17 protein-coding genes are annotated in these 18,587 nt (G+C 69.0%); 6 read left to right on the forward strand and 11 right to left on the reverse strand.

The annotated features are described in order from the left end of the window. Positions 1-34: 34 nt before the first annotated feature. Entirely contained in the window at positions 35-913 is an 879-nt protein-coding gene (locus IE302_RS05400) for a TetR/AcrR family transcriptional regulator (RefSeq protein ID WP_191252304.1), read from the reverse strand. An 88-nt stretch (positions 914-1,001) separates the two neighbouring features. Here IE302_RS05400 and IE302_RS05405 point away from each other — a divergent pair, with 88 nt between their 5' ends. Continuing rightward, positions 1,002-2,801 (forward strand): right-handed parallel beta-helix repeat-containing protein, encoded by a 1,800-nt coding sequence (locus tag IE302_RS05405; protein WP_191252306.1) that lies wholly within the window; start codon positions 1,002-1,004, stop codon positions 2,799-2,801. Between the two features lie 37 nt (positions 2,802-2,838). Further along, the gene (locus tag IE302_RS05410; RefSeq protein WP_191252308.1) at positions 2,839-3,468 is read left to right on the forward strand and encodes a phosphatase PAP2 family protein; all 630 of its coding nucleotides are present in this window, start codon (positions 2,839-2,841) and stop codon (positions 3,466-3,468) included. Positions 3,469-3,552: 84 nt separating this feature from the next. Here the strand turns inward: IE302_RS05410 and IE302_RS05415 are convergent, their stop codons facing one another. The 4 genes from IE302_RS05415 to IE302_RS05430 all read right to left on the reverse strand — a co-directional run bounded on the left by IE302_RS05415 (position 3,553) and on the right by IE302_RS05430 (position 8,400). Further along, a complete protein-coding gene (locus IE302_RS05415; protein WP_191252310.1) occupies positions 3,553-5,595 on the reverse strand; it encodes a M3 family metallopeptidase in 2,043 nt (680 codons plus the stop codon). 103 nt (positions 5,596-5,698) lie between these two features. Continuing rightward, complete coding sequence (locus IE302_RS05420; protein WP_191252311.1) at positions 5,699-6,409, reverse strand: histidine phosphatase family protein; 711 nt, start codon at positions 6,407-6,409, stop codon at positions 5,699-5,701. A 105-nt stretch (positions 6,410-6,514) separates the two neighbouring features. Further along, positions 6,515-7,354, reverse strand: a complete 840-nt coding sequence (locus IE302_RS05425) for an undecaprenyl-diphosphate phosphatase (RefSeq protein WP_191252313.1) — start codon at positions 7,352-7,354, stop codon at positions 6,515-6,517. Continuing rightward, entirely contained in the window at positions 7,354-8,400 is a 1,047-nt protein-coding gene (locus IE302_RS05430; protein ID WP_191252315.1) for an LLM class F420-dependent oxidoreductase, read from the reverse strand. The genes IE302_RS05425 and IE302_RS05430 overlap by 1 nt, the downstream gene beginning before the upstream one ends. 136 nt (positions 8,401-8,536) lie before the next feature. On the opposite strand from IE302_RS05430, the gene IE302_RS05435 reads away from it, so the two are divergent. The 3 genes from IE302_RS05435 to IE302_RS05445 all read left to right on the forward strand — a co-directional run bounded on the left by IE302_RS05435 (position 8,537) and on the right by IE302_RS05445 (position 10,846). After that, on the forward strand, positions 8,537-9,502 hold the full coding sequence (locus tag IE302_RS05435) for an aldo/keto reductase (RefSeq protein ID WP_229907606.1): 966 nt from the start codon (positions 8,537-8,539) through the stop codon (positions 9,500-9,502). A 112-nt stretch (positions 9,503-9,614) separates the two neighbouring features. After that, positions 9,615-10,628 carry a YncE family protein gene (locus IE302_RS05440; protein ID WP_191252317.1) on the forward strand — a complete coding sequence of 338 codons (1,014 nt, stop codon included), beginning with the start codon at positions 9,615-9,617 and terminating at the stop codon, positions 10,626-10,628. After that, on the forward strand, positions 10,625-10,846 hold the full coding sequence (locus tag IE302_RS05445; RefSeq protein WP_093935187.1) for a DUF5703 family protein: 222 nt from the start codon (positions 10,625-10,627) through the stop codon (positions 10,844-10,846). Before IE302_RS05440 ends, IE302_RS05445 begins: the two co-directional genes overlap by 4 nt. On the opposite strand, the gene IE302_RS05450 is transcribed toward IE302_RS05445, so the two are convergent. The 4 genes from IE302_RS05450 to IE302_RS05465 are packed head-to-tail and all read right to left on the reverse strand — an operon-like array spanning position 10,839 to position 14,420. Further along, complete coding sequence (locus IE302_RS05450) at positions 10,839-11,582, reverse strand: SRPBCC family protein (protein ID WP_191252319.1); 744 nt, start codon at positions 11,580-11,582, stop codon at positions 10,839-10,841. The two genes, IE302_RS05445 and IE302_RS05450, sit on opposite strands and share 8 nt — an antisense overlap. Next, complete coding sequence (locus IE302_RS05455; RefSeq protein ID WP_191252322.1) at positions 11,583-12,179, reverse strand: winged helix-turn-helix domain-containing protein; 597 nt, start codon at positions 12,177-12,179, stop codon at positions 11,583-11,585. 40 nt (positions 12,180-12,219) lie between these two features. Then, positions 12,220-13,098 (reverse strand): alpha/beta fold hydrolase, encoded by an 879-nt coding sequence (locus tag IE302_RS05460; protein WP_191252324.1) that lies wholly within the window; start codon positions 13,096-13,098, stop codon positions 12,220-12,222. Then, a complete protein-coding gene (locus IE302_RS05465; RefSeq protein WP_093935191.1) occupies positions 13,098-14,420 on the reverse strand; it encodes a M20/M25/M40 family metallo-hydrolase in 1,323 nt (440 codons plus the stop codon). The genes IE302_RS05460 and IE302_RS05465 overlap by 1 nt, the downstream gene beginning before the upstream one ends. A 285-nt stretch (positions 14,421-14,705) precedes the next feature. Here IE302_RS05465 and IE302_RS05470 point away from each other — a divergent pair, with 285 nt between their 5' ends. Beyond that, positions 14,706-15,083 carry a hypothetical protein gene (locus IE302_RS05470; protein WP_191252325.1) on the forward strand — a complete coding sequence of 126 codons (378 nt, stop codon included), beginning with the start codon at positions 14,706-14,708 and terminating at the stop codon, positions 15,081-15,083. A gap of 133 nt (positions 15,084-15,216) precedes the next feature. Here the strand turns inward: IE302_RS05470 and IE302_RS05475 are convergent, their stop codons facing one another. After that, on the reverse strand, positions 15,217-16,893 hold the full coding sequence (locus tag IE302_RS05475) for a threonine/serine exporter family protein (protein ID WP_191252327.1): 1,677 nt from the start codon (positions 16,891-16,893) through the stop codon (positions 15,217-15,219). 213 nt (positions 16,894-17,106) lie between these two features. Then, a complete protein-coding gene (locus IE302_RS05480; protein ID WP_191252328.1) occupies positions 17,107-18,573 on the reverse strand; it encodes a trypsin-like serine protease in 1,467 nt (488 codons plus the stop codon). Positions 18,574-18,587 lie beyond the last annotated feature (14 nt).

Raw genomic sequence — 18,587 nt, forward strand, 5'->3', positions numbered from 1 at the left:
CCAGCTATGCACGCCAGAAGCGGCTATTCGTGTACTATTCGCCAGGCGACGATTCGGCCTGACGTCGGCGATAGGCGCGCTGCTGGCAAGCCCGTGAGCAGTAGTCCCGAGGCCTGCCCCGCCCTCCTCCGTCCAGAGGCTTGCCACAGACGACGCATTCCCCGCCCTCGATTTCGTCACGCATTACCTCACTCCCCTGGCCGTCGATGAGCATCCGCACGCCGTCGAGGGTGCGCTGCAACCCGAATTCGAAGGGATCGAGCGGCGCGTCCATCCCCCCGTCCTTCCACAGCCTTTCCAGCGCCGGATAGCCGTCGAGCCGCTCGAACAGGGACTCGCGTTCGCTCCACCAGCGCTCATGGGACACGCCCGTACTCCGCTGGAGTTCCACGGTCTCCCCCGCCTGGCGCGCGACCGACTCGACGAATCCCCCCACCAGGTTCACCACCGCGATCACCTGCGCCGGCGCCAGACCGCTCCGCGAGGCCACGTCCAGCGCGTGGTCGTACCCGGCCATGATGTTCGGGCCGGGCAGGCGACGGGTCCCGGCGCTGTGCACCAGCCACGGATGCCGCCGGTGCAGCTCCCACGCCCGTCGCGCCCAGCGTTCGAGGCCCGCACGCCAGTCGAGCCCGGCCGAAGACGCCATCGGGAACTCGCCGTACACGGCGTCCCGCATGAGTTCCACCAGTTCCGCCTTGCCGGGAACGTACCGGTAGAGGGACATGGTGGTGGTGCCGAACCGCTCCGCGACCTTGCGCATCGACAGCGCGGCCAGCCCTTCGGCGTCCGCGACTTCGATCGCCGCCGCGACGACGCGGCCGAGACTCAGCCCGGTCCGCTCCGGCTCGGGCGCTCCCCACAGCAGCTCGATCGCGCGCTCCGGATCCGGCTGCGAGTCGTCTTCCGTCACCAGTACTCCCTTGACGCTTGTCGCTCATCCGTGTTTAGGTGATAAACTTCAGTATATCTCATAAACCTCACCGCAGGAGCGCTTCAGCATGCCCGAAATCAGGTTCTTCGTATCTCCCGACGGCCAGGACGACTGGCCCGGGACCGTCGACCGGCCGTTCGCAACTCCGCACGCGGCACAAGAAGCCGTCCGCGCCGCCACCGCCGGGATGACCGGCGATATCGTCGTCTCCTTCACTGCGGGCGTCCACCAACTGGAACGCCCCCTTGTTTTCGACGGCACACAAGGCGATTCCGGCTCGCACGGCCACCGCGTGATCTATCAGGCGCACGGCTACGGAACACCGGAGCAGGCGAAGGTCGAGCTGAACGGCGGCCGGAAGATCACCGGCTGGTCGGCGGGCGACGACGGCGTCTGGACTGCCCCGATCGGCGACCTGGCACCGCGACGGCTCACCGTCGACGGACAGCCGGCGACGCGGGCGGCCCGCACGACCGGACTTCCCGGAAACGTGATGAAAACAGCGACCGGTTACGTCACGGACAGCGTGGAGCCGCAAGCGTGGCCGGACCCGTCCGGCCTGGAGTTCGTGTACCCCGGCGTCTACCCGTGGTCCGAAGCCAGGATCGCCGTGGCGTCGATTTCCGGCGACGCCACCTCGACCACCATCACGATGGCGCAGCCCGCCTTCGACAACGCCGGATCGCTCTACGACTCGAAGTGGTACGGCGCCGGCGGAGACGGGACCTGGGACGGCCTCGCCGCACCATCCGTGCTCGAGAACAACGTCGCCTTCCTGACCGAGCCGGGCACCTTCGCCGTCAGCCGCGCCGAAACGGGCGAGCACGTCCTGCACTACCGGCCACGGCACGGCGACGAGATCGGCAAGACCACCGTCGTGGCCCCTGTGCTCCAAACGCTCGTCAGCGGACAGGGCGTGCGCGACCTCGTGCTGCGCGGCTTCACCTTCGCCGACGCGGCCTGGAACGGGCCCGCCCGCACCGGCGGCTACCTGCACTACCACGGCAACGCCCGCTACGAGCGGGGCGAATTCCAGAAGATCGATCTCGGCGCGGACGTCGGCTACGTCCACGTCCCGGCGGAGCCGGTTCAGTTGCCCGCCAACGTCGACCTCGTGTCGGTCGGCCGGGTCACCATGGCGGACAACCACTTCACCCGCCTCGGCGCGGGGGCCCTGCGGATCGAGGAGTCCACCGACGTCGAAATCCGGGCCAACGTCTTCGACGAGATCTCGGGCAGCGGCCTCGCCGTGCACACGAGTACGCGGGTCTCCCTCCGGGACAATCTGGTCCACCACATCGGCACCGAGTACCGCGGCTCGTCCGCCGTCCTCGTGGTCGAGTCCGAAGAGACGACCGTGGCCCACAACGAGATCCGCGACGTCCCGCACAACGGCATCGTGATCACCGGCGGTGAGCGCGCCAAGGGCACCCAGGTGATCTCGAACCTCGTCGAACGCAGCATGGGGAAGCTGATGGACGGTGGCGGGATCTACCTTTCGGCATCGCAGGGTTCGTCGTTCGCCGGCGGGACGATGGTCCGCGGCAACGTGATCCGTGACGTCCTCACCTCGTACAACTTCGGTCTCTACACCGACTACGGCGCCGCGTGGATCACCGTTCTCGGCAACATCGTCCACGGGGCCGACACCCCGATCGTGCTCCAGGTGGGGCCGCCGATGGAGAACGTCGCCTTCGTGGGGAACTTCTGGGATGTCCGGCCCGACGGCTACGACGATCCGCCCAAGACGGTGACCGTGGCCGCGAACACCTTGCTGCCGAAGGAGACCTTCGAGGAGGCGGTCCTGGCCGATCCGGCGGGCGCCGACATCCTCGCGCGAGCGGGACGCCGAGGTCTGGAACGATGATCACCGCTCTTGCCACGATCTGAGGGGACCACGCACCATGCCGACCCAGCCCACGGAAGCGCCCGGGACCCGCCACCGGCTCGCGCGGATCGCGACCGAGGTGCTCGCACCGTGGGTCTGGGTGCTCGGCCTGCCGCTGATCGTCGCCTGGAAGGTCACCGGCCACCACTTCGGCGAGACCCTGCTCTGGGGTCTCATCGTCGGCGTCACCGGATCGCTGATCCCGATGGCCGTGATCGTGCGGGGTGCCAGGAAGGGCAAGTGGGACAGCCACCACGTCACCGACCGAGCCGGACGACTCGTCCCGTTCGCGGTCTGCATCGGCTCGCTGGCGGCCGGCTTCGTCGTGCTGATCGCGGGAGGCGCACCGCACGAGATGATCGCGCTCGCGGCCGCCGAGCTCGTCTGCCTGGTCGCCGCGCTCGCGATCACCTTCGGCCTGAAATTCAAGATCTCGATGCACGCGATGGTGGCGGCGGGCGCGGCCGTGATGCTCATCCGCGTCTACGGCCCGTGGCTCGCGCTGGTCTTCCTCGGCGTCGGCTGGGTCTGCTGGTCCCGCGTCGAGCTCGGCGATCACACCAAGGCCGAGGTCGCCGCGGGCACGACCGCCGGTGTCGTCCTCGGCGGTGGTGTTTACCTGCTCCTCGAAGCGGTACTGGCTTGAGCCTCGCCGTATAGGCCGTTATACACAAGGGTCGGTTTTCCTGCTCGGGCGTCGCGAAGCCCGAGCAGGAAAACCCCAGGAGTGTCAGGCCCCGGCGAGACCGCGGCGTTCCAGCAGCGGCTCGATCTCCGGGTCGCGGCCGCGGAACGCGCGGAAGGCGGCCATCGGGTCGATGCTGCCTCCCCTGCCGAGCAGTTCCCGGCGGAAGTGGTCGCCGTTCTCCCGGCTGAGCCCGCCGTTCTCACGGAACCACTGGACGGTGTCGGCGTCGAGGACCTCGCTCCAGATGTAGGAGTAGTACCCGGCGCTGTAGCCGCCGCTGAAGATGTGCGCGAAGTAGGTGGTGCGGTAGCGCGGCGGCACGGCCTCCAGCGCGACACCGGCCTTGGTCAGCGCGTCGGCCTCGAACCGCTGGACGTCGTCGACCTTGTCCTCGGTGCCGAGCCCGTGCCACGCCTGGTCGAGGAGGGACGCCGCGAGGTACTCGGTCGTCGAGAAGCCTTCGCCGTACTGCTGCGACGCGAGGAGCTTGTCGACCTGCTCCTGCGGCAGCGGCTCACCGGTCACGTGGTGTTTGGCGTAGTTGGCCAGCACCTCGGGCCACAGCATCCACATCTCGTTGACCTGCGAGGGGTACTCGACGAAGTCACGCGGGACGTTGGTGCCGGAGAACATCGGGTACTCGACGTCGGAAAGCAGCGAGTGCAGCGCGTGCCCGAACTCGTGGAAGGCGGTGACGACCTCGTCGAAGGTCAGCAGGGTCGGCTCCCCCGCCGGCGGCCTGGCGACGTTGAGCACGTTCACCACGACCGTCTTGGTGCCCAGGAGCTTCGTCTGGTCGACGAAGTTGTTCATCCAGGCACCGCCGCGCTTCGAATCGCGGGCGTAGTAGTCGAGCAGGAACAGGCCCAGTTCCGTGCCGTCCGCGTCGAAGACCTCGAAGATCCGGACCTCGGGGTGGTACTTCGGCAGGTCTTCCCGCTCGGTGAAGCTCAGGCCGTACAGCTTGGACGCGGCGAAGAAGACCCCGTCGGTCAGTACCCGGTTCAGCTCGAAGTACGGACGCAGTGCCGCGGTGTCGACCTCGAACCGGTCCTTGCGGACGCGTTCGGCGTAGAACGACCAGTCCCACGGCCGCAGGATCGCGCCGGGGATGTCGGCTTCGAGGTAACGCTGCAGCTCCTCGGCCTCCGCCCTGGCGTTGGCGGCGGCGACCGGGGCGAGGCGTTCGAGCAGTCCCACCGCGGCCTGCGCGGTCTTCGCCGTCTCGTCCTCGATGACGTACGAGGCGTGGTCGGGGAAGCCGAGTACCGCGGCCCGCTCGGCACGCAGCCGGACCATCTGGGCGACGACGTCGTTGTTGTCGAACTCGTTGCCCCGGTTGCCCCGCGAAACGGAGGCGGTGAAGATCCGCTCGCGCAGCGCGCGGTCCTCCAGCGAAGCCAGCGCCGCCTGCGCGGTCGGCAGGGTCAGCTTGAGGACGTACTTGCCCTTCTCCCCCGCGGTTTCGGCGGCCGTGGCGATCTCGTCCTCGCTCAGCCCGGCGAGTTCCGCGACGTCGTCGACGACCACGGCGAGTTCGTTGGTGTCCTTGAGCAGGTTCTGCTGGAAGCGGGTCGACAGCGTCGAAAGCTGCTCGTTCAGCTCGCGCAGGCGCTTCTGGTCGGCTTCCGGGAGTCCGGCGCCGGCGCGGCGGACGTCGGTGTGGTGACGCTCCAGCAGCCGGAGCGACTCGGTGTCGAGGCCGAGTTCGTCCTTGCGCTCGAACAGCGTGTTGATCCGGGCGAACAGCTCCGGGTTCAGGTTGATGGCGTCGGCGTGCGCGGCCAGCCGCGGCGCCATCTCTGCCTGCACGCGCTGGATCTCGTCGTTCGCGTTCGATCCGGCGAGGTTGAAGAACACGCTGGAGACGCGGGACAGCAACCTGCCCGACTTCTCGAGCGCGACGATGGTGTTCTCGAAGGTCGGGGGCTCGGCCGAACCGGCGATCTCGTCGATCTCGGCGGTGTGCTCGGCCAGCCCCGCCTCGAAGGCGGGAAGGAAGTGCTCGTCGGCGATCCGGTCGAACGGCGGAAGGGCGTAGGGCAGCTCACTCGGCGCGGCGAACGGGTTGTCCTGCGAAATCATCGGTGTTGCTCCCGGGTCGTCGAATCTGCTGTTCTGGCCACCTTACGGGCAGTGAGGGGCCGGTGGATGCCGTCCGTGGCGGTGATGCCACCGACGGCGATGGTCACGCTCCGGTGGTACCGCCCACCACCGCGTCGGAGCTCTGTTTTCCCTTGCCTCGCTTGGCTTTCGCCTTGGGTTCGGGTGGTGCGATACCGGCCAGGTCGCCGCCGTTGTCGTTGACCCGCAACACGAACGGACGAGTCTCGGTGTAGCGGACGACCGAAACCGACGCCGGATCGACCACGATCCGCTGGAACGAGTCGAGATGCTGGCCGAGCGCGTCGGCGAGGATCGACTTGATCACGTCGCCGTGGCTGCACAGGAGCCAGACCGCGTTCTCCCCGTGTTTCGCGGTGATCCGGGCGTCGTGCGCGCGGACGGCCGCGACCGAGCGGGCCTGCATCTCGGCGAGCCCTTCGCCGCCGGGGAATACCGCGGCCGAGGGGTGCGCCTGCACTACCCGCCACAGGGGTTCCTTGACCAGATCCTTGAGCGCGCGACCGGTCCATTGGCCATAGTCCACTTCGGACAAACCGGGCTCTTTGACCCTGTCCAGCCCGCGTGCCTCGGCCAGCTTCGCGACCGTCTGGCGGCAGCGGAGCATCGGAGACACGACCAGCTCGGCCAGCGGGATCGGCGCCAGGCGCTCGACGAGCGCGGCCGCCTGCGCCTGACCGGTTTCGTCCAGGCCGACCTTGGGCGTGCGCCCGGCGAGGACGCCCGAGCCGTTCGCCGTGGACTTGCCGTGGCGCAGAAGGATCACAGTACTCACGTGGCCCACCCTACGTGTCGTGCTTTGCCCATTCCCGCGATTCGTCCTCTGAATGCGGTGGTTGCGCGTGCAAGGACCGCATCCAGAGGACGAAATGCGTGGGGTTTACAGGTGCGGACCGGCCTGCGGGTCCAGGACACCGGCGAAGATCAGCACGAACAGCAGGACACCGAGCACGAGCCGGTAGATCACGAACGGCACGAAGCTCTTGGTCTTGATGTAGGACATCAGCCAGGCGATGACGGCGTAGCCGACGCCGAACGCGACCAGCGTGGCCAGGATCGTCGGCCCCCACTGCGCCGGGGCGCCGTCCTTGCCGATGTCGGTCAGCTTGTACAGGCCCGAACCGAACACCGCCGGGAGCGCCAGCAGGAACGAGTACTCCGCCGCTTCGGCGCGGGTGTAGCCGAGCAGCAGCCCGGCGCTGGTGGTGCCACCGGACCGGGAGACACCCGGGATCAGCGCCAGTGCCTGCGCGAACCCGAATCCGAGACCGTGCGGCACGGTCAGGTGGTCGAGTGTGCGCTGCTGCTTCCCGATGCGGTCGGCCACCAGCAGGATCAGGCCGAACACGATCAGCGTGGTCGCGGTGATCCGCAGGTCACGGAAGGTCTCGTCGATGGCGTCCTGCAGCAGCAGGCCCAGCACCACGATCGGCAGCGAGCCGACGATGATCAGCCAGCCCAGCCGGGCGTCGGGGTCCTGCCGCCAGTCCTTCTTGTAGATCGAGAAGAACCAGGCGCGGAGGATCTTCCCGATCTTGCTCGAGAAGTACAGGATGACCGCGAGTTCGGTGCCGATCTGGGTGACCGCGGTGAACGCGGCGCCCGGGTCGTCCCAGCCGGCGAGCGCGGCGGTGATCCGCAGGTGCGCGCTGGAGGAGATCGGCAGGAACTCCGTCAGGCCCTGGACGAGGCCCAGGACCAGTGCTTCGAACCATCCCATCAGGCGACACCGGCCAGTTCGATCGCCTCGGCCGCGACCTCGAGAGCGTGTGCGGAGCTCTCCGGGTCGGGCATGGAGGGCGCGACGGTCAGCGTCGTGACGCCCGCCCCGGCGAAGGCCTGCATCCGTTCGGCGATCCGTTCCTTCGGGCCCAGCAGCGACGTCGCGTCGATGAACTCCAGCGGGACGGCCGCCATGGCGCCCTCGTAGTCCCTGCCCAGGTACTTCTGCTGGACGTCGGCCGCTTCGCTTTCGAATCCCATCCGGCAGGCGAGCTGGTTGTAGAAGTTCTTCTCCCGGCTGCCCATCCCGCCGATGTAGAGCGCCGCGTACCCGCGGACCGCGTCGGCGCAGGCCTTCCAGTCGTCACCGACCACGAGCGGGACGGTGGGGACGACGTCGAAGCCGTCGAGGGAGCGCCCGGCCTTGTCCGCCCCCGCCTGGATCAGCTTCAGCTGCTCACCGGCGTGCTCGGGCGAGAAGAAGACCGGCAGCCAGCCGTTCGCGATCTCGCCGGTCAGTTCAAGGTTCTTCGGGCCGATGGCGGCCAGGTACACGGGGATCTCTTCGCGAACCGGGTGCACGGTCAGGGTCAACGCCTTGCCGGGCCCGCCGGGCAGGGGCAGCTGGAAGTGTTCGCCCTCGTACTTGACCCGGTGGCGGCTCAACGCCTTGCGGACGATCTCGACGTATTCACGCGTGCGCCCGAGCGGCGACGCGAACTTCACGCCGTGCCAGCCTTCGGAGACCTGAGGGCCGGAGACACCGAGGCCGAGGCGGAACCGGCCGCCGGACAGCGTGTCCAGGGTCGCGGCGGTCATCGCGGTCATCGCCGGTGTCCGCGCCGGGATCTGGAACACCGCGCTGCCGACGTCGATCCGTGACGTCTGCGCCGCCACCCACGACAGCACCGTCGGCGCGTCCGAGCCGTACGCCTCCGCGGCCCAGACGACCGCGTAGTCCAGTTCGTCCGCCTTCTTCGCCAATGCCAGGTTGGCCGCGTCGTTTCCCGCGCCCCAATAGCCCAAGTTCAGTCCGAGTCGCACGGCGTGAATGTATCCATCGGAGTGTCACTCCTCCGTTCAGGGTGTTGACAGCCGATGACCCGCCCGGTGGTACTCGATCACGACACGCTCACCTGCTCCGCGTCCCGCACTTGCCTTCCGGCTAGGCTCGCCCGTCGTGGAAAAGCGACAGCTCGGCCGGTCGGGACTGCGGGTCTCGCGGATGGCCCTCGGGACCATGACGTGGGGTGGCGACACCGACTCGGAGGAGGCGGCCAGCCAGCTGGTCGCGTTCGTCGACGCCGGGGGCACCCTGGTCGACACCGCCGACATCTACGGTGAAGGCGAGAGCGAACGCGTCCTCGGCGGACTGCTCGGCGACCTCGTCCCCCGGGACGACATCGTGCTCGCCACCAAGGCCGTCGCCCGCCGCACCGACGGCCCGTTCGGCGGTGGGGCCTCGCGTGGTGCCCTGCTGAGCGCGCTCGAAGGTTCGCTGCGCCGGCTCGGCACCGACCACATCGATCTGTGGCAGCTGCACGCGTGGGACACCACCGTGCCGGTCGACGAGACCCTCGCCGCCCTCGACTACGCCGTGACCAGCGGGAAGGCCCGCTACGTCGGCGTCTCCAACTACTCCGGCTGGCAGCTGGCGACCGCCGCTTCCCGCAGTTCCGCCGTCGCTCCGCTGGTCTCGACGCAGGTCGAGTACTCGCTGCTGGAGCGCGGGGTCGATCGCGAGGTCGTCCCGGCCGCGGAGCACCACGGCATCGGGCTCCTCGCCTGGGCGCCGCTCGGCCGGGGTGTGCTCACCGGCAAGTACCGCTCCGGGACGCCCGCCGATTCGCGCGGGGCTTCGAGTGTTTTCGCGGGCTATGTCGAACATCACCGGACCGATCGCGCGGCCCGGATCGTGCAGGCGGTCGCGACGGCCGCCGACGGCCTCGGAACCTCGCCGCTGGCCGTCGCGCTGGCCTGGGTCCGTGACCGGCCCGGAGTGGTCGCGCCCGTGGTCGGGGCCCGTGACACGGGTCAGCTGACCGGATCGCTCACGGCCGAGGAGATCACGCTCCCGCCCGCCATCCGATCGGCGCTGGACGACGTCAGCGCGATCGAGGTCGGGTACCCGGAACGCGGCCTCTGAGCCTCTCGAATACTGGATTAGGTGACTGTTGGGTGACACAGACGTGACGCGGTGGGGTTACTGGAGGATGCTGGACAAGTCCGTTCGACGAGTAGCAGGTGGAGGCACCAAGGTGGGTCGGCTGTCCGCCGTTTCCCGGATCGCGATCCCGCTCGCCGGTGTCCTGGTGCTCTCGTCCTGCAGTACGGACGACACCCCGAACGACACCTTGCAGATCGTGCAGAACCCCGTCGCGGTGACAGCGGCGGTCTCCCCCGCGGCCGCGGTCAAGCCGGCGGGTTCGGTCTTCGCCGCGCCCGGGGTGAAGGCGCTGGTGACGGACACGGCGAGCAAGACGCTCGTCGTCGCCGTCTCGGAGCCGCCTTCCCTGCGGATCTACGACCTCGCGGCCCTCGACGCCCCGAAGACGACCGTGGCCCTGCCCGGTCCGGCCGAGCGGCTCACCGTGTCGGGTTCACAGGTGCTCGCGAGCGTGCCCGGCAAGAGCCTGCTGGCGAAGGTGTCCTTGCCCGGTGGCGCGCTGGAGACGGTCCCGGTCGCGGGGCAGCCGTCGGCCGGTCTCGCCGACGGCGACGCGACGCTGGTTTCGGTCCGGGACCGCAAGGTCGTCGAGGTGCTGTCCAAGAACGGCGGCCCGAAGACCATCACCGGCCAGATCTACAGCGCCGACGACGTGCTGAACACCGGTGACGGCGTGGTCGTGCTCGACAAGCTGCGCACCGCGCTGTTCGCCGTCGACGTCACCGAAGGCAAGATCGGCGAGGGACTGCGAGCCGGTGACGGCGCCGCCAACGCCGTGACCGACGACCTCGGACGCGTCTTCGTCACCGACGCGCGAGCGGGAGCGCTGCTGGCGTTCTCCACGACGCCGCTGCTGCTTCGTCAGCGCTACCCCGTCCCCGGCGGGGCGTACGGCATCGCCTACGACCGCACCCGTGGCCTCGCCTGGGTCACTCTCACGGAACGCAACGAGGTCGTCGGCTTCGACGTCCGCGGCGGGGAGCCGATCGAGAAACACCGGTTCCCCACCGTGCGGCAGCCAGATTCGGTCACCGTCGACGAGCAGGGCGGCCGTGTGGTCGTCGGCTCGGCCATCGGAGAAGGGATCCAGGTGATCACGCCATGACAGTTGTGGACGAGGCGGTGGTCGAAGGGGATTGGGAATACCGGCGGCTGCAACTGCCTCCCGGTGTTTCCCGGCGGGCGGCGGCGACGCAGCTGTCGATCCACGCCGAGTTCGCCGGCTGGGAGCTCTCGACCGTCCGGCTCTACTCCGATGGGACCAGGAGGGTGTGGTTGCGCCGCAAGCGCACTGCCACACCCCTGCCCGGCATCATCACCTGAACACGCGGCCGAGCCAGTCGGCCCAGAGCCCGTCCTGTTTCGCCGGGTCGACCTCGCCGAACAGGTGATGCATCGCGACCATCGGCCCGACGAAGCCGCGGACGAATCGCAGAAGCGCGTCCGGGGTCCGGATCCCGACGGTCTGCGAGTTCGCGAAGTAGACCTCGCCGTCCACAGTGGACACACCGCTGGTGGACAGGCGGACCCGGTCTCCAGTCTCGGGCCGTCCGGCCAGGCCCAGTTCCCGGCCCAACGTCAGCCACGCGCGATCCCAGTCCTCGATCATCGGCCCGAACACCGTCACCGGCACCGCTTTCCGGCCGGCGAACCGGTTGAGGTACTCGACCAGGGTGCGCAGGAACAGTTCGCCGCCGGTCCTCATCGCCTCGAACTCGTCTTCCCAGTCGTCGCCGGGGAGGAAGCCGCTCGTCACGGTGCGCAGCACGGTGCTGCCGCCGGAACGACCCTCGATGAGGAACTCGTAGGCGACGAACCTCCCGTCCGGTTCCGTTTCCGTGCCGTACACGAGCCGCTCCAGCGGGTCCCAGGCCGTGATCGCCGACGTGGGTTCGTAGCCGCCGAACGCGGTCTTCACGGTGCCGCCGACGCCGCCTTCGACCTCGTTGCGCCCCATGAACCAGGAGGTGATGCCCGGCCCGGTCGCGATGGCGTCCCAGACCTGTTCCGGTGTCGCGTCGACCTCGACTCTGTCGGCGATCTCGAATTCGTGGCCCATTCAGCGCTCCTCAGGCTCGGTCTTGACGCTCGGGTGAACGGCGACGACGATCCGGTGGTCGCGGCCCTGTTCGGCGTCTTCGTCGTGGTACTTGCTCACCAGGTTCGTGATCGCGACGGTGAGTTCCTCGGCGAACGCGGCCCTGTCCGCGGCGGAGGAGAAGCGCACCTCGCCGTCGATCGCGAAGGTCGCGACCCGCTTGCGCGCCTTGGTGGAACCGGTGATCAGCAAGCCGACGTCGCGCACCAGCCTGCCCGCCACCGCGAGCAGCCAGCGGGCGGAAAGGCGGTCCGGCGACTCGGCCGGATCAGGCTGCACGGCCGAAAGCGCCGTCGGCGAGATGACGTAGGAAGACGCCGTCGCGCGCATCATGCGCTCGGTGACGTTGCCCTTGCGCCGCTCCTCGACGAGTTCGACGAGCCCGTGCTTCTCCAGCGCGCGCAGGTGGTAGTTCACCTTCTGTCTCGGCAGGTCCACCCGCGCGGCCAGCATCGTGGCCGACGCCGGTTCGGCCAGTTCGGCCAGCAGCCGTGCCCGGACCGGGTCGAGTGAGACTTCGGCCGCTTCCGCGTCCTCGATCACCGCAACGGAGAACATGGCAAGAAGGTGCCACCGAAAACAGAAGTTGTCAAGAATGTCAGTCTTGTCGGCGAGCCCGGTTCGCCAGGGCCAGGAGCCGGGGTACCACCTGCGGGGCCGCCTCCAGCGGGACGACGTGCCCGACACCGGGCAGTACCACGGACGTCCCGTTCTCCACCGCGCCCGCCAGCTCCTCGACGTCCGCCGTGGGCACGAGCTTGTCCCGCTCCCCCACGATCGCGGTCACCGGCACCGCGCCGACCTGGGACAACGCCGATTCCCGCGTGTAGGCGTCCAGCGCCGGGCGGAAGGCGGACACCGTCTGCGGCCAGTTGCCGCGGATCATCCGCACCGCCAGTTCGACGTCGCCGGGAACCGGGTCGTCCCCGAAGAGCCACCACCGCAGCCCGGCGGTCACCGCCTTGCTCGTGTGCTCCCGCACCAGGCCGATCAGCTTCGTGCCGAACACCATTTCCAGGTCCCGGCCGAGCTTCCCGAGCGCGTTCGGCCAGATCGCGTCCGGCGTGACACCACCCGCCGACATCGCGAGCAGCCCGATTCCCGCCACCCTGGCCGCGAAGACGTCCGGGTGCCGCTGGGCGAGCGACAGGATCGCGAGCCCGCCCATGTCATGGCCGACCAGGACGACCTTGCCGTCCGGGATCACCCTGTCCAGCACCTCGGCCAGGTCGTCGGCGAGATGCCCCATGGTCGCCGACGCGGCCCGGACCTCACCGGATTCGCCGTGCCCGCGCTGGTCGTAGGCCAGCACCGCGAGCGGCTCCTCCGCGGCCTCGGCCAGCACCGGCCCGATGGCCCGCCAGCTCCGCCTGTCGAGGGCGTAGCCGTGCAGGAGCACGACGGTCACCGGCGCCGACGAATCACCCCAGCGCTCGAAGTGCAGGGGTGTCCCGTCGGCCGCCAGCAGACCAGGCATCAGGCCGAGCGGAGGAAGCGGTCGAGCACCCGCACGCCGAACTTCAGCGCGTCGACCGGGACACGCTCGTCGACCCCGTGGAACAGCGCCGAGAAGTCGAGGTCCGCGGGCAGCTGCAACGGGGCGAACCCGAAGTTGCGGATCCCGAGCGACTGGAACGACTTCGCGTCCGTGCCACCGGAGAGCATGTACGGGAGCGTGCGCGCACCCGGATCCTCGGCGAGGACCGCGTTGGTCATCGCGTCGACGAGGGCACCGTCGAAGGTCGTCTCGACCGGCGGGAGCTCCATCCACTCCTTCTCGATGTCCGGGCCGAGGATCTCCTCCAGCTCGGCGTTGAACGCCTCGAGACGGCCGGGCAGGATCCGGCAGTCGACCGAAGCCTCCGCGACCGAGGGGATGACGTTCGACTTGTAGCCCGCGGTGAGCATCGTCGGGTTCGCCGTGTCGCGCAGGGTCGCGCCGATCATCCGGGAGATGTTGCCGAGTTTGGCGACGGAGCCCTCGATGTCGTCCTCGGGGAAGTCCCAGCCGGTGATCTCGGTGACGCCGTCCAGGAACTCGCGGACGGAATCGGTCATGACCAGCGGAAAGCGGTGGTTGCCGAGCCTGGCGACGGCTTCGGACAGCTTGGTGACGGCGTTGTCGCGGTGGATCATCGAGCCGTGGCCCGCCGTGCCGCGCACGCGCAGCTTCATCCAGCGGATGCCCTTTTCGGCCGTCTCGATGAGGTACGCGCGGACGTTGTCCTTCAACGTGATCGAGAAGCCACCGACCTCGCTGATCGCCTCGGTGACGCCTTCGAACAGCTCGGGGCGGTTCTCCACCAGCCACTGCGCGCCGTACTTGCCGCCGGCCTCTTCGTCGGCGAGGAACGCGAAGACGAGGTCGCGCGGCGGAACGATGTTGTTGATCTTGTAGTGGCGGGCAAGCGCGAGCGCCATCCCGCACATGTCCTTCATGTCAACGGCGCCGCGGCCCCAGACGTAGTCGTCCTGGATCGCGCCGGAGAACGGGTGGACCGACCACTCCGAAGCGTCGGCGGGAACGGCGTCGAGGTGACCGTGGATCAGCAGCGCGCCCCGCGACGGGTCCGCGCCCGGCAGCCGGACGATCACGTTGTGGCGGTTCTTGCCGCCGGACTCGACGTAGGTGATCTCGTAGCCCGCGTCGGTGAGCTTCTCGGCGACGTACTCGGCGGCGGCGCGCTCACCGACCAGCGTGTCGGGGTCACCGGTGTTGGTGGTGTCGATGCGGATCAGTTCACTGGTGAGGGTGACTGCCTCGTCGGCGGCGGCTTCGATCAGATTCGGTTCGGTCACCAGGCATTCCTACCATTGGTGGCGCCCGCGGACCCGGCACCACCGCGTGGTGGACGGCGTGTGACCGCCCACTCCTCCGGACGGCATCCTCAGCCTCTGGCCCATGGACGTCCCGGGGCGCCACCCGACGGCTGTGCGACACCCTCACCACTGATTTCCCCGCCGCGAAGACACCCGCTCTGCGCCAACCCCTGACCGACTGGCTTCGCCGTCACGGTGCTCGCCGGCACCCCCGCCGCCAGCACATCCCCAACCACTCAGGTCACCACACCTAGAGTCCCGACAGTGAAAATCTGGACGGAGCCGCCCGCCAAGACCGACGTCGAAGCCGTTGTTCACCGCTACTTCAGCCTCCTGCAGGAAGGGAAGACGACTGAGGCCGAACAACTCGTCGATCACACGTCGGTCAAGCACGTGCTCAAAGCGCTCTGGTCAGCCGCTATCGGTGCGAGCCTGGATAGAGAGCCCGCCGCCGGAGAGTGGGAACGCGACTTGTCCTGGCTCGCCGAGCTCACCCTGGGGAACTTCGCCTGGAACGACTCAAGGAGCAACCTCTACGTCGAGATCACCTTCCGCGAGCAGACAATCGAGGTGGCCTTGGGGTTCTGGATCAAACCTGTCGACGACGGCTGGGTCGTCTCGGGACCGTCCACGCTCTGGTAGGACGCATCGAGCGATGGGTACAGGCCGACGCCGTCCACGAACAGGTAATGAGGCACGACGTGATCGGCGATCTTCTGGAGAACCGGCTGCCAGCCCGGCCCTGCTGCCGGTCCGGGTACACGGCCACGACGGCTCAGAGGGGCGCGGCCGGCCCGAGTTGGGTTTCGTAGTGCCGCATGATCGCGAACAGGTGCCAAGGAGTGCTCCCGAAGTGCACCCGGTCGGCCCGCATGGCGATGGCCACGGCAGTGAGGTTCACCGGGATGGCATCCGCTGCGGCGGCCCGGGTGGCAGCAGTGGCCTTGTCGCCTTGGTCGAGCGCGGCCCGGGCGGCGGAGACCAGAGCGTGTCTGCGGGTGGCGGGCAGCAGTCCGGGGGTGGTCAGCCAGGTGTCGATCTCGGCCACCGCGTCGAACTCGGGGTCCGCCCCCGCCCGGTCGACGACGGCGGCGTAGGCGAGCGCCGTGGCGAAGTCGGCCTCGGCAGTACTGAAGTACTCGACGGCCCGCCTGGCGGAGATCAGCGCTTTCTCCGGCTCGTCGACCTCGGCCATGATCCGCGCCAGCCACAGTTCGAGATCACCACGCGCGGCCACCAACCGCCGCTCGTCCCCCTTGGCGCGTCCGGCGGCGGCCAGTAACTCTTCGGCGATCTCCAGCGCCTGCCCGGCGTCGACCCGCCACGGCCGAATCGCCTGTGGGTCGGTGCGCGCCTGGTCAGCCAAGGCACCCGCGGCGTCGGGCAGCGAGAAGTCGGGATCCGGCCGCACCACGCAGTCCTGCACCCAGCCGTCGATCACCTGGGCGCGCGCGACCGGGCTGAGCGAGGCCAGCAGAGCAGCGTCGCCGAGCTGGCGATTGACCCGCCCCTTACTGATTCCCTTCCAGGCGAAGAACACCGCGGGCAAAACCCCGACGACTGCGGGCACCAGCAGGTCCGACCGCGGGTTGAACATCAGCACGCACACGGCGAGCAGCAGGGCGAATTGCACCGCGAGCCTGCCGGCTTGACCCACGACCGCGGCAGACATCAGGAGCGGCCCCCGGACGAGCCCGTTCCCCACGACCCATGCCACCGCGAAGAGGACAAGGAACGCGAGGACCACCGCCAGGTACCACCTCCACCCGGACAACCAGTCCGCGCGCGCCCACCAACGCATCAGCTGGGCACCACCCGGGCTTGCGGCGTAGACGGCGACCACCAGAGCGAGGTTGAGCTCGGCACAGGTGATCGTCCATCTCCGGGCGCGCAGGAGACGTACGCGCAGCCGGTCGGCCGCCATCAGGTAGGACCCGAGCAGCGCGGCACCGATCAAGCGCCAAGCGGTGTCGCCCAGGGCCTCGCTGGGAACTGCGAACACGGGGATGAACGGGAAAACCGGCGCCACCCGTGCCGCCAACCGCCACCGCTTGTCAGCCCGGCCGCTCTCGCGCACGGCCCATTCGGTGGGCACGTCGGAGCCGCGGGTGGTGTGCAAGAAATGCTGTGTCGCGAAGCCGAACAGCAGGGGCACGACCGCCCAGGTCATCACCTCCGAATCAGGGAAGACCACGAGCGTGAACGCGGCAACGGCGGCCAGTAACCCGAAGCCGCAGAACCCGGCGAACAGGGCGACCGCGGCCAACCACCAGTCAGCCCCGTCGTCGAGCAGATCCGCGACCGCCCCCGCCCCAACCCCGAACGCGACGGCGGCCACCAAGTCGAGCCAGGCCAGCGGTCGTGTCCAGTCGGATCGCTCCAACCGCTTCACAGCAGCCAACACCCCGGCCGCGACGGCAAGGGTGACGGGCAAGACGGTGACATCGGCCATGGAACACCCCCTCACGAGCCGAAAGCGGGAAAGGCAGCAATCACTACAACTGGCCCGCTCACAGGGCTGCCACGGGAATTTTCCCGCCTCTCGCCCGCATCGCCCTCCGATGAAGATCCCCACGACACGCCCACGACGTGACCGGCGATCAGCCCGACTTCTCGAGCGGGGAGCGAGCCCGCGACCGCGTCGGCGGTCGCGGGCTCCAGTGGATCATCGGACGGTGAGGGTGTACTCCGTGGTTCCGGCCTTCCCGGTGCTGTCCGTCGCGGTGATGACCACCTTGTGGGTACCGCGCTGGTACGGGCCCATGACCGTCATTCGCGCAGTGCCGCCGGCGGTGACGGTCTGCGGTGTGAACATCGGCGGATGGGACAGGCCCGCGCCGCTGAGCCGGATGGGGCCTGTACCGCCGGTGACGGTGATCGTCGCGTTGGCGTAACCGCCGGGCGGAACGGTGCCGGTACCGGGCGAGGCGGACGGTCGCGGGCCGTCACCGGGGCCGCCGTCTCCGACCGTGAGCGTGAATTCGGCGGTCTTGGAACCGGAGGCGCCCTTCGCCGTGATGGTGACTTTGTAGATGCCCGCCGGGGTGCTCGCCGCGGTCTGCAGGGTCATTTTCGCGACCTGCCCGGAGTCGACGGCCGACGAGGGCTGGAAGGTGGCGGTCGTTCCGGCGGGCAGGGCGGACGCGCTCAGTTCCAGCTTTTCCGGGCCCTGGTCGCCCGCAGTGGTGGTGACGCTGGTGGAGACGTGCTTGCCGGATTCGGCCTTGCCGGAGGCGGGTGACAACGCCAGGCCGAACTTCCCTTCGCCGGGTTGGGTTCCGCCGATCTCGGCGCGGGCCCAGTCGCCCATCGCATTGGTCAAGCGCGCCATGATGCTGTAGCGGTCGCAGGCGCTGGAGCCCCACGACGAGACCCCGACGATCACCCCGTCCACGATGAACGGACCGCCGCTGTCGCCCGAGCAGTCGGCGGTGCGACCGTCGTTGTAGCCCGTGCACACCATCAGGTCACCGTTGACCCGGATGTCGAAGACCTGGCAACCCGCGGGGTCGTTGACCGGCATGGTGGTCTTGCGGAGTTCGCCGGAGCCGCCGCTCGCCGACGTCTTGCCGTAGCCGAGGGAGGTGCCGGACTTGCCCGGCTGCGTGAGCGCGCTGTCTCCTGAGCCCGCCACCTTGGCCCACTGGCTTTCCGGCACCGGGAGGTCGTCGACGGTGGTGACCACGGCGACGTCGTGGCCCGTCCTCCAGCCGCCGGAGCCGGTGTACTGGGGGTGGGCCTTGAACGAGGCGACGGCCGTGCGGAAAGTCTCGTCGCCGGGGGTGTTCAGGTCGTCGTCGCCGTAGAGGTAACTCTTGGCGCCGGTCGTGTCGACCATGCAGTGTGCCGCGGTCAGGATCTTGCGCTTGCCGACCACGGATGCGGTACAGGACTGTCCCTGCGGGCCTCCGCCCCCGACACGCATACCCGCGATGACGGAGGGGTTCTCCTTGACCGTGGTGCGTTCCCCGTTGACGATCCGGGTTCCCATGCCCGTCGTGCGAAGCTGATCTGTCGGGGTCGCCGCGACGCTGATCCTGTCGGCCGGTGCGGCGTCCGCGATGCTCATGATGGGTGAAGCCGCCGCGGCCAGTGCGAGGGTGAGCGCTACGGCGAAACGTGGTGTTCTCATCGTTCTCCTTCGAG

It is taken from the genome of Amycolatopsis oliviviridis (assembly GCF_014654365.1).
Classification (GTDB): Bacteria; Actinomycetota; Actinomycetes; order Mycobacteriales; family Pseudonocardiaceae; genus Amycolatopsis; species Amycolatopsis oliviviridis.